The 11,408-nt window shown below is 38.6% G+C and carries 9 protein-coding genes; 6 read left to right on the top strand and 3 right to left on the bottom strand.

Annotated features, from left to right (window positions below; all coding sequences use genetic code 11):
- The first annotated feature begins 145 nt into the window (after window positions 1-145).
- Window positions 146-298: a hypothetical protein gene (locus DEU40_RS07590; RefSeq protein ID WP_110009272.1), complete on the top strand. Its 153-nt coding sequence runs from the start codon at window positions 146-148 to the stop codon at window positions 296-298.
- A gap of 211 nt (window positions 299-509) precedes the next feature.
- Here DEU40_RS07590 and DEU40_RS07585 read toward each other — a convergent pair whose 3' ends face one another.
- Together DEU40_RS07585 and DEU40_RS07580 are read right to left on the bottom strand one after the other, a co-directional pair.
- Complete coding sequence (locus DEU40_RS07585; RefSeq protein ID WP_227943975.1) at window positions 510-1,895, bottom strand: OmpP1/FadL family transporter; 1,386 nt, start codon at window positions 1,893-1,895, stop codon at window positions 510-512.
- A 53-nt stretch (window positions 1,896-1,948) separates the two neighbouring features.
- On the bottom strand, window positions 1,949-3,049 hold the full coding sequence (locus DEU40_RS07580; protein WP_110009270.1) for a prolyl-tRNA synthetase: 1,101 nt from the start codon (window positions 3,047-3,049) through the stop codon (window positions 1,949-1,951).
- Window positions 3,050-3,193: 144 nt separating this feature from the next.
- On the opposite strand from DEU40_RS07580, the gene proS reads away from it, so the two are divergent.
- From proS to dnaJ, 5 genes are all read left to right on the top strand, one after another.
- Window positions 3,194-4,669, top strand: coding sequence for a proline--tRNA ligase (gene proS / locus DEU40_RS07575; protein WP_110009327.1), 1,476 nt, complete (start codon window positions 3,194-3,196; stop codon window positions 4,667-4,669).
- A 118-nt stretch (window positions 4,670-4,787) separates the two neighbouring features.
- Window positions 4,788-6,119 carry an OmpA family protein gene (locus DEU40_RS07570; RefSeq protein WP_110009269.1) on the top strand — a complete coding sequence of 444 codons (1,332 nt, stop codon included), beginning with the start codon at window positions 4,788-4,790 and terminating at the stop codon, window positions 6,117-6,119.
- Window positions 6,120-6,233: 114 nt separating this feature from the next.
- Entirely contained in the window at window positions 6,234-7,568 is a 1,335-nt protein-coding gene (locus DEU40_RS07565; protein ID WP_110009268.1) for an Nramp family divalent metal transporter, read from the top strand.
- A gap of 733 nt (window positions 7,569-8,301) precedes the next feature.
- A complete protein-coding gene (locus DEU40_RS07560; RefSeq protein ID WP_395974916.1) occupies window positions 8,302-8,841 on the top strand; it encodes a nucleotide exchange factor GrpE in 540 nt (179 codons plus the stop codon).
- A 98-nt stretch (window positions 8,842-8,939) separates the two neighbouring features.
- Window positions 8,940-10,058: a molecular chaperone DnaJ gene (dnaJ, locus tag DEU40_RS07555; RefSeq protein ID WP_110009266.1), complete on the top strand. Its 1,119-nt coding sequence runs from the start codon at window positions 8,940-8,942 to the stop codon at window positions 10,056-10,058.
- A 413-nt stretch (window positions 10,059-10,471) separates the two neighbouring features.
- On the opposite strand, the gene DEU40_RS07545 is transcribed toward dnaJ, so the two are convergent.
- The gene (locus DEU40_RS07545) at window positions 10,472-11,353 is read right to left on the bottom strand and encodes a DUF808 family protein (RefSeq protein WP_110009264.1); all 882 of its coding nucleotides are present in this window, start codon (window positions 11,351-11,353) and stop codon (window positions 10,472-10,474) included.
- Window positions 11,354-11,408: the final 55 nt, after the last annotated feature.

The raw sequence follows: 11,408 nt of genomic DNA, 5'->3' as shown, positions 1-11,408 counted from the left end.
TAACATTTTTTAACAAACTATTAACAACGATACATTGTTTTTCGTACATTAGCCACATTACCATCATCTAAAAATTGTATGAAAAAACAAAAAAACTTAACAACATCAGTCTCTGCCATCACTGACAGGCGTTGAAAGACAATACATGAATATTGGTGATGTCAAAAACAAAGGTTGGGAATTCAATGTAAATTACTCCATTATCCGCTCAAAAGATATCAGCTGGGATCTTGGATTCAATATCAGCACTTATAAAACAAACTGGATCTCGACAGACAATATCCCGGAACTCATTTAAGTGGAAGCAATGCTTTTTATAAAGTACCTTATACCCATAACAGAGTGGTAGAATATATTCCGGAACAGCAGATCCAGATCCAGCCAAATCTGGTGCAGAATCCGGATTAAGAATAATACGGAAATCAACAGCATTCAAAAATTTCAAACCAACAAAAAAGAGGCTGTCCTGAATATGGGCAGCCTCTCTTTATATATTTTGATATCTAAACTTAGAATTTCCATCCTACTGTAAGGAAGAAATTATTTCTGTTGTTTTTCACCTCACTTGCCGCATACGCATCACTTTCAAAGATGTTATTAGCAGAATAATAAGATGAATCAGAATTTCCATCCATATATCCTCTCATGAAAGGATTAGTATACTTAGATGAGATGTTCTGATAAGATGCATCTACATAGAATGATTTGAAGTCATACCCGATACCAAAAGAAAGGGTATTTCTGTCACTTAGCATCATATTGCTGTACGATTGATCTCCTACAGTACCTGCATCATTAAATCTGCTGATCGTAAGGGCATCAAAAGGAGTTGACTGGTAGGCGTAACCACCTCTCAATCTGAACTGCTGTACTCTGTACTCCGCTCCTACTCGTACTTCTGAAAGATTTTTATAGTTCTCCTTAAAGAAGTCATTCAAAGCTCTTTCCGCACCTCCATATACCTTATAATCAGGCTTTGTAAGTCCAAGGGTATAATCTACGTTCAATGAGAAATTTTTACTCGCTACAAAAGCAGCACTCACTGTTGCTTTAAGCGGTGAAGTGAACTTTCTGTTTTCAGCTCCCATATCATCTCCATACACAGGATCGTTATAGAAATAATAATTTCTGTCTATTGTCCAGAATGTAGGCGTTTCAAGAGATGCTCCCAATCTGAAATTAGGACTTAGCTTACCGATTACTCCTAATGAAGCAGAAAAACCTGATGATCTTTCTGAATAAGGAGTATCCTGCTTACTGAATCCTTCTGTGGAATTATTGGTCAGATTTCGGTAAAACAAACTATCATACTGATCCAATGAAGCATTGAAAAAATTGAAACCTGCTCCTAAATATAAATTATGATTATAGTTGGCACCTACCCCGAAACTCATCTTTGACAGGTTACCGTATCTTTCATACATATGCCCTGCCAATGCCGCGTCTTTGGTAATATCATCCTTATCAAAAGCATAAACGATATTATTATTACCCGGCGTCTGGATTACATTATCCAGCGTCTGGTTAGAAAAATTAATACCAATATTGATGAACTTCCAGCCGGTTTCTGTCATCAAAGGAAAAGCAATGATCCCTCCGGCATTCCCTAAATCTCCTTTGGTTTTGCTGTAGTCAATCGAAGATCCCGCCAGAGAACTGGTGTTTTTATTTCCTAAAATAGATAAAGTTCCTGAAACCTCTCCTGAAATAGCGACTCCTAAACCTGCAGGGTTGGTAAGCAAAGAATTTGCATCACCTCCCAGCGCACCATTAGCACCAGCCATCGCATTAAACTTAGCTGATCCCACCATAGGAGTACTTGAATAAACCTCTACTGTATTTCTTATGACAGAAACATCCTGAGCCTGTGCATAAAATGCAGCAGAAATACTCATTAATACTAAAGATTTTTTTAACATTATTTTTAAATAGTTTATTAATTTGAAAATTATCTGAAGCCACCTCTGCCTCCGCCGCCGGATCTCATTCCACCGCCTCCTGAAGAACCGCCTCTGAAGCCACCTCCACCGGAGTTGAAGCCACCACTGGATCTGAAACCTCCTGAGTCGTTAGATCTGAAACCTCCGTTATTGTTGTTATATCTTGGCTGTGGCTGCTGATAATTGTAATTGGGTCTTGTTTGTGGTGCAGAATTACGGAATCCACCGTTAGACTGTGTATTTCTGAAACCTCCTGAGTTACCATTTCTGAATCCGCCATTACTGTTACTGTTTCTGAAACCTCCGTTGGAATTAGTGTCTCTGAAACCACCATTGTTATTGGTATTTCTGAAACCACCATTCGTATTTCTGAAACCTGAATTGTTGGTATTCGTTCTGTAAACTGCGTTGGCTACCCCTGTATTCTGGAATCCGCCTCCGCTGACACCACTTCTTCTGTAAACAGGTCTGTTGTAGTACCCACCACCCCAGTAACCTCCACCGTATCCCCAATATGGGTTACCGTAGTATCCGCCCCAGAATGGATCATAGTATCCGCCATAGCCGTATCCCCAGTATGGACTTCCCCAGCCGAAAGAGCCTCCCCAGCCCCAGCCGATTGATCCGCCCCAACCCCAGGACATACTTGCACCCCAGCCCCAGCCGCGGTTCCAGCCCCAGCCCCAATATGGGCTGTAACCACCATACCATCCCCACGGAGATCCCCATCCCCATGAGTTGTCATAGTAGTTCGTTTGTGAACCTGCATAAAGTCCCCAATCTGAATCTGTAGCATTGGAATTCCAATTGGTGTTGGTATTGCTCCAGTCATTATATCTGTTTTGCTGCTCTCTGGAATTCGTCTGTGCATTCTGAATTACATTGGAATCCTGATAGTAGTCATAATATTCTCCTACTCTGTTTCCGCTATCATTGATGATAACTCCTTCAGGTAGCGTATCCTTATTGGGGTCGTAATACACCCCATCTGTCTCGCTATACCCTCCCATCTGAGCACCACAAGACACAAGTAATAATCCGCCCGATACAGCCAATATCCCTTTGGATCTTAGCAGACCAAGCAAATTTTTATGTATATTTCTTTTCATGATAACGTAAAAATTTTTAATTTAAATTATATTTGCAATCTGTACCAAAAATGTACCAAAATACTGGTAAAAAAATCTATCAAAAATAGATTTTTATTTTTAGATAACAATAATGTACAAAAGTTAAAAAAATTAAAAAAAATAATGGCAAAACTAACCTCAAGAAGCGAAGATTACAGCAAATGGTATAATGAGCTGGTTGTAAAAGCTGATTTAGCTGAAAACTCAGGCGTGCGTGGATGTATGGTGATCAAACCGTATGGCTATGCGATCTGGGAAAAAATGCGTGATGAAATGGATAAAAAGTTCAAAGAAACAGGTCACGTTAACGCATACTTCCCGCTTTTTGTGCCCAAGAGTTTGTTTGAGGCTGAGGAAAAAAATGCAGAAGGTTTTGCAAAAGAATGTGCTGTTGTTACCCACTACAGGTTAAAAACCGATCCGGACAACCCATCCAAACTGATTGTAGATCCGGATGCAAAACTGGAAGAAGAACTTATTGTTCGTCCTACTTCAGAAGCAATTATCTGGAATACCTACAAAAACTGGATTCAGTCTTACAGAGACTTGCCGATATTAATCAACCAATGGGCGAATGTTGTTCGTTGGGAAATGAGAACACGTCTTTTCTTAAGAACCGCAGAGTTCTTATGGCAGGAAGGGCACACCGCTCACGCTACAAAAGATGAAGCTGTGGAAGAAGCAGAAAAAATGAATAAAGTATATGCTGATTTTGCAGAAAACTTTATGGCTATTCCAGTTATTCAGGGGTTGAAAACACCTTCTGAAAGATTTGCAGGAGCCGATGAGACTTATTGTATTGAAGCATTGATGCAGGACGGAAAAGCTTTACAGGCTGGAACCTCTCACTTCTTGGGACAAAATTTCGCAAAAGCATTTGATGTAAAATTCACCAACAAAGAAGGAAAAATTGAACATGCATGGGCTACCTCATGGGGAACTTCTACCCGTCTAATGGGAGCATTAATCATGACCCACTCTGATGATTTCGGATTGGTACTGCCTCCTACCCTTGCTCCAATCCAGGTCGTGATTGTTCCTATCTTTAAAGGAGAAGAGCAGCTGGAGCAGATCAGTGAAGTGGCTTTGGATATTCAGGCTAAACTGAGAGCAAAAGGAATTTCTGTGAAGTTTGATAATGACACCCAGAACAAACCAGGATGGAAATTTGCAGAATATGAATTGAAAGGAGTTCCTGTAAGAATTGCTATGGGACCTAGAGACCTTGAAAATAAATCTGTGGAAATCGCAAGAAGAGATAACCTGACTAAAGAAGTGCGTTCTATTGAAGGACTTGATTCTTATATCGAAGATCTGTTGAAAACCATTCAGCAGGACATTTATAACAAAGCATTTGAATTCAGAAAAAATAATATCACGAAAGTGGATACTTATGAAGAATTCAAAAAAGTTCTGGAAGAAAAAGGTGGATTCATCTATGCACACTGGGATGGGACGGCTGAAGAAGAGGAACAGATCAAGGATGAAACGAAGGCAACCATCAGATGTATTCCTTTGGATGATGATGTAGAAGAAGGAATTTCATTGATCTCAGGAAAACCATCTAAGAGACGCGTGTTATTTGCAAAAGCCTATTAAAAATATTAATGATTTAGAAAAAAATCGTTAATATTTAAAGAAATATTCAAAAAAAAGTGACATTTGGATGGATTTTTGTTTAAATTTATCTCAACATTAATCAAAAAAATTTATTATTATGTCTTTAAATGTCATTGATTTAATTAAAGGACAATTAGGTCCCGCATTGGTTTCACAGGCTGCATCGCAGTTTGGAGAAAGTGAATCCGGTATTTCTAAAGCAATTGGCGGATTATTACCTGCTGTAGTAGGTGGATTAGCCAATAATGCAGATAAGCCTGGCGTTGTGGATGCAATTACACAAGCCTCTTCAAGTGGAATTTTAGGAAATTTATTAGGAGGTTCGTCCAGCAGTCCTGTTATTTCAAACTTGTTGTCTTCCATTTTTGGAGATAAAGTAGGTGCGTTAGTGAATTCCATTGCCAGTTTTTCAGGTGTCAGCAATACCTCTGCAGGTTCTTTGTTAAACCTGGTGACTGGAGCTACAGTAGGCACTATTGGAAAATATGCAGCAGACAATAATCTGGGTGCTTCAGGTATTTCCAGCTTACTGCATGATCAGAAAGGCATTGTTTCTTCTTTACTGCCTGCAGGTCTTTCTTTGGCATCCTTTGGATTAGGAGCTGAGAATTGGTTTGGACAGGCTAAAGAAACGGTTTCTTCAGTAACGTCTACTGCTAAAGATAACATCGCTGAAGGTGTTGCTACAGCAAGAGAAAATGTTTCAGAAGGAGCAAGAGAAGTAAGAGAACGATTTGAAAATAATAACAACAATAATCAAGGCGGAGGTTCAATCTGGAAATGGTTGCTTCCGCTTTTATTATTGATAGCTGCTGCTTATTTCTTATGGAAACAGTGTGAGAAAAAGCAGACGACTACCACTACTACCACAACATCTGACTCAGCAGCAACCAGTACAGCAACAGATACTGCTGCTACAACGGGAACAGCAACCCCTGCTCCGGCAACAGCTAAAACAGATGAAGACATTGATCTTAACGGAGTGATGTTAAAAGGTTATAAAGGAGGAATGGAAGATCAGATGATTACATTCCTGAAATCCGGAAACTATAAAAATGCCGCTGATGATGCAGCATTGAAAGATAAGTGGTACGATTTCGATCACGTAAATTTCAAAATGGGAAGTGCTACTGAACTTGAGGCAGGTTCACAAGGGCAATTGGATAACCTAGTGGCGATCCTTAAAGCTTTCCCAGATGCAAAAATCAAAATCGGGGGTTATACGGATAAAACCGGAAACGAAGCCAACAATGTAAAACTATCAAAAGCCAGAGCTGAATATATCAAGGCTGCTTTAGTAAAAGCAGGAGTTGGTGCTCAGGTTTTAGAAGCTGAGGGCTATGGAAGTAAATTTGCTAAAGTTGATGCTACAGCTTCTGATGCTGAAAGAGCTGCAGACAGAAAAATGGCTGTAAGATTTGCTAAATAATCTTTAGATTCAATAAAAATTAGATCCCGGAAAGCAAATTTCCGGGATTTTTTTATCCGATGATTTTTCTGTTTACATTTATTTAATTAAATTTGTTAGTCATTTCTAACATTTATGAACTTCAATATAAAAAGCGCCTGGCGAAAAGATAAAACAAACCATTCCCTGTCAGAGGTTTACTCATCAATCAAAGTCCCTAAAAATGCAACTGTCTGGAGAAAGTATCTTGCATTTGCAGGACCAGGACTGATGATAGCTGTAGGTTATATGGACCCGGGAAACTGGGCAACAGATATTGCCGGGGGAGCCCAATTCGGTTATACACTCCTTTCGGTCATCCTTATTTCCAATATTTTTGCAATGGTTTTACAGCACTTATCCGTAAAACTTGGTGTTGTTGCAGAAAGAGATCTTGCTCAGGCCTGTAGAGACCACTTCAGTCCTACCACGAATTTTATTCTTTGGGTGTTCTGCGAAATCGCCATTGCGGCCTGTGATCTTGCCGAGGTTATCGGTTCTGCTATTGCGTTAAATTTGCTATTTCATATCCCGCTGACCTGGGGAATTGTTATTACAACAGTAGATGTATTAATCATCCTTTTACTTCAGGCAAAAGGCTTCCGATGGATCGAAAGTATTGTAGGAGGACTTATTTTCATTATTTTGGCGTGTTTCGTATATGAAATCATTATTTCAAAACCTGCTTTCAATGAGATTCTGGGAGGTTTGGTTCCACAAAAGGAAATCATTCAGAATCCTGCCATGCTTTATATAGCAATCGGGATTTTAGGAGCTACCGTAATGCCACACAATCTGTATCTGCACAGCAGTATTGTACAGACCAGAGATTATACCCGTGATACCGAAGGAAAAAAAGAAGCCATAAAGTTTGCCACCATAGACAGTACCGTTTCATTAATGTTGGCATTTTTCATCAATGCAGCAATTCTTATTCTGGCTGCTGCTACATTCCATACTACAGGTAATGAACATGTGGCGGATATTCATGATGCCTATAAAATGTTAACCCCAATTTTAGGAGCTTCTATGGCTAGTATTGCATTTGCCATTGCTTTATTAGCATCCGGACAAAATTCAACATTAACTGGAACTCTTGCCGGACAGATCGTCATGGAAGGCTTTCTGAACATCAGATTAAAACCATGGCTGAGAAGACTGATCACCAGACTTATCGCTGTAATTCCTGCGCTTATTGTTGCCATTCTTTACGGAGAACAGGGAACAACCGAATTATTGGTGTTAAGTCAGGTAATTTTATCCATGCAGCTGAGCTTTGCTGTTGTTCCGCTGGTAATGTTTACCAATGATAAAGCCAAAATGGGTGAATTTGTCAATAAACCATTCCTGAAAATCTGTGTATGGATTATTTCCATTATTATTATTGTTTTAAACCTTTATCTGTTATATCAGACATTTACAGGAGAATAAAGGTACAATGACAGTTTTTAAATTGACTGTTGGACATTATTAAGTGAATGGTTAATGGTCAATTTTGCTTTGCAAAGTCAATTTTTTATCCTACTCCACAATAAATTCACATGCGAAGCGCATTGACGTATTCACCATTGATAAATGAATGGTCAATGGTCAATTTTTGCTTTGCAAAGTCAATTATTAATCCTACCCTACAACCAATTCACAAGCGAAGCGCATTGACATCTTCACCATTGATTAGTGAATAGTCAATGGTCAATTTTTGCTTCGCAAAATCAATTATTAATCCTACCCTACAACCAATTCACATGCGAAGCGGATTGACATCTTCACCATTGATTAGTGAATAGTCAATGGTCAATTTTTGCTTCGCAAAGTCAATTATTAATCCTACCCTACAACCAATTCACAAGCGAAGCGCATTGACATCTTCACCATTGATTAGTGAATAGTCAATGGTCAATTTTTGCTTCGCAAAATCAATTATTAATCCTACCCTACAACCAATTCACATGCGAAGCGGATTGACATCTTCACCATTGATTAGTGAATGGTCAATGGTCAATTTTTGCTTTGCAAAGTCAATTATTAATCCTACCCTACAACCAATTCACATGCGAAGCGCATTGACGTATTCACGATTCACCATTACTTCTTTTTTCTGCCTTAATGTCCAGATTTTAGATTTGGCAGACTCTTTGTCAAACAATCAGTAAATAAATATTGAATTATGGAAAACCAGGATATTAACGAAGAAAGCATCAATAATCAGGAAGAAAACAATGTTCAGAATGACGCAACATCACAGGACAATGTGACAGCTGCACCTTCTCCGGAGGAACTTTTGGCAGAAGAGAAAGACCGTTACATCAGACTGTATGCTGAATTCGAAAATTATAAAAAAAGAACAAGCAAGGAGAAGATGGAATTCTTCCAGTATGCCAACCAGGAAATGATGGTTTCAATGTTAGGAGTTTTGGATGATTTTGAAAGGGCTTTAAAAGAAATCGCTAAAAACGGAAATCCGGCTGATCTTCAGGGTGTAGAGCTTATCTATCAGAAATTCAAGAATAAACTTACCGAAAAAGGCTTACAAACAATGGAAGTAAAGGCTGGTGACAGCTTTAATGTTGATTTCCATGAAGCGATTACCCAGATCCCAGCTCCATCGGAAGATTTGAAAGGAAAAATCGTAGACGTTATTGAAACAGGGTACACTTTAAATGATAAAGTAATCCGTTTTGCAAAAGTAGTAACAGGAAATTAAAATTCATAAATGATAAATGATGAGTGATAATTGAATGTTTCACTTATTAGCTTTAGAATATCTTTTATCATTTATCAACAATCAATTATAAAATTGTCATGTCAAAAAGAGATTATTACGAGGTTCTTGAGATCAGCAAATCTGCATCAGCCGACGAAATAAAAAAAGCATACCGTAAAATGGCCATCAAATTCCACCCGGATAAAAATCCAGGGGATAAAGAGGCTGAAGAAAAATTTAAAGAAGCTGCTGAGGCTTATGAAGTTCTGAGCGATGATCAGAAACGTGCCAGATACGACCAGTTCGGACATGCCGGAATGGGTGGAAATGGTGGTTTCGGAGGCGGAGGCTTCGGAGGCGGAATGAATATGGAGGATATTTTCAGTCAGTTTGGAGATATTTTCGGTGGCGGTTTCGGTGGATTCGGCGGTGGCGGTGGAGGCCGTCAGCAGGTGAAAGGTTCTAATTTAAGAATCAGGATCAAGCTGAACCTTGAGGAAATGGTAAACGGTACTCAGAAAACCATCAAAGTAAAGAAAATGAAGATGGCGGAAGGTGTCACTTCAAAAACATGTCCTACCTGTAACGGTTCCGGTGTTCAGTTAAAAGTGATGAACACGATGTTCGGTCAGATGCAGACTCAAACTACCTGCGGTACATGTCAGGGAATTGGAAAAGTTGCTGACAAAATTCCTGCAGGGGCGAATGCACAGGGTCTTATTAAAGATGAAGAGGAAATTACCATCAACATTCCGGCAGGTGCAAGAGACGGTATCCAGCTTAATGTAAGAGGAAAAGGAAATGATGCCCCATTTGGAGGTGTTCCGGGAGACTTATTGGTGATTATTGAAGAGGAAGTAGATCAAACGATCAAAAGAGAAGGTGATAATCTTCACCAGGAATTATATGTTTCATTTGCTGAAGCTGCTTTAGGAACCAAGAAAGAAATTCCTACCGTTGGCGGAAAAGTGAAAATTACCGTTGATCCGGGAACTCAGTCCGGAAAAATCTTAAGATTGGCTGGAAAAGGACTTCCAAGCATCGACAGCTATGGTAAAGGAGACATGTTCATCCACATCAATGTATGGACACCGCAAAAGCTTACCAAAGAGCAGAAGGAATTCTTTGAAAAGCAGATGTCCAGCGGAGAAATGGTTGCAGAACCATCCGGAAAGGAAAAAACTTTTTTTGATAAAGTAAAAGATTTATTCAATTAATATAAAAAAGAGACTTGTAAAAAGTCTCTTTTTTGCTTTGAAGAAGGCTCCGGTTTTGTGGCAATGAGAAGAGCAAACAGTGACTATTTTGTTACTGAAAAAGCTTTATCAATAAACCTATGCTTATAGTAAATCAACCTACGTTGTTTCAACTTTTTGATATTCCTTTTAGTGGCAATAGCTTCGACAGGCTCAGCCTGACAATGTTTAAAATTTTGATTGATATTTGGGTTATCAACCTGAGCCTGTCGAAGGGCTATCAATAAGAAAACCTTATGATTAATCTCGAGTATTAATTAAAGGAAGGCTTATCAACTTTAATTCATTTAACTAAAAGATATTGAATGAACCTAAAAAAAGTCCTGTACTCTCTCGAATACAGGACTTTTTGATTATTTAATTTTAATTCTGTTTTATTTTTTTGTCGCCAGGGAATAGATTGCTTTTCCTAAAGTGAAAACCAATACTGCAGCAATTCCCCCTACAAGACCGAAAGTAAATTCTTTCAGCATAGAAGGCCACGTTGGAAGCAGCTCATGTAAATAATGAATATTATGAGCAAAAATTCCTCCTGAAACCAGGATCAAAGCAATCGTTCCTACAACTCCTAAAAGTTTGATGATAACTGGTAATGCCTTTACCAATAAATGACCAAGCTTGGAGAAGAATCCTTTGTCATGACTCTTTTTAATTAAACTGAAACCTGCATCATCCATTCTTACGATCAATGCAACAATTCCATACACTCCTACTGTTGCAATAAATGATACAAAAGTTACCGTTAAAATCTGTGTAAGAAGCGGATGTTCCTGCTGGATAACCGTTCCCAATGCAATAATTACAATTTCAATGGAAAGGATAAAATCTGTTCTGATTGCTGAGTTTATTTTTGCTTTTTCAGAAACTTCAGAATTTTCTTCTTCTTCACTTTCTTCGATGACTTCGTGCCCTTTTTTGGAACGGTGGAACAGGAATTCTATAATTTTCTCTACTCCTTCAAAGGCAAGATATATTCCCCCTAAAATAAGAATCACTTCAATAGCCGGTTTGTACAGCCAGTTGAGAAGAAAGGCAATAGGAAGAATGATCAGTTTATTGATAAATGATCCTTTGGTAATAGCCCACAGAACCGGAAGTTCTCTGGAGGAAAGAAAGCCCGTGGCTTTTTCTGCATTCACAGCCAGGTCGTCCCCTAAAATTCCTGCTGTTTTTTGTGTAGCAATCTTACTGGTAACTGCTACATCATCCATCAATGCTGCAATATCATCCAAAATAGCAAAAAAGCCTGATGCCATATTTTAATAATTTTTTAATCTTTGTTAAGTTCAGCAAAAATAATTATTTAATTCC

This window comes from Chryseobacterium sp. AG844, from assembly GCF_003182335.1.
GTDB lineage: Bacteria > Bacteroidota > Bacteroidia > Flavobacteriales > Weeksellaceae > Chryseobacterium > Chryseobacterium cupriresistens.
This window is presented reverse-complemented; position numbering and strand designations above follow the sequence as displayed.

Bases quoted from the DNA above. Each gene is read 5' to 3' on its own strand.
- DEU40_RS07590 (WP_110009272.1), top strand. From the start codon at position 146: ATGAATATTGGTGATGTCAAAAACAAAGGTTGGGAATTCAATGTAAAT.
- DEU40_RS07585 (WP_227943975.1), bottom strand. From the start codon at position 1,895: ATGAGTATTTCTGCTGCATTTTATGCACAGGCTCAGGATGTTTCTGTC.
- DEU40_RS07580 (WP_110009270.1), bottom strand. From the start codon at position 3,049: ATGAAAAGAAATATACATAAAAATTTGCTTGGTCTGCTAAGATCCAAA.
- proS (WP_110009327.1), top strand. From the start codon at position 3,194: ATGGCAAAACTAACCTCAAGAAGCGAAGATTACAGCAAATGGTATAAT.
- DEU40_RS07570 (WP_110009269.1), top strand. From the start codon at position 4,788: ATGTCTTTAAATGTCATTGATTTAATTAAAGGACAATTAGGTCCCGCA.
- DEU40_RS07565 (WP_110009268.1), top strand. From the start codon at position 6,234: ATGAACTTCAATATAAAAAGCGCCTGGCGAAAAGATAAAACAAACCAT.
- dnaJ (WP_110009266.1), top strand. From the start codon at position 8,940: ATGTCAAAAAGAGATTATTACGAGGTTCTTGAGATCAGCAAATCTGCA.
- DEU40_RS07545 (WP_110009264.1), bottom strand. From the start codon at position 11,353: ATGGCATCAGGCTTTTTTGCTATTTTGGATGATATTGCAGCATTGATG.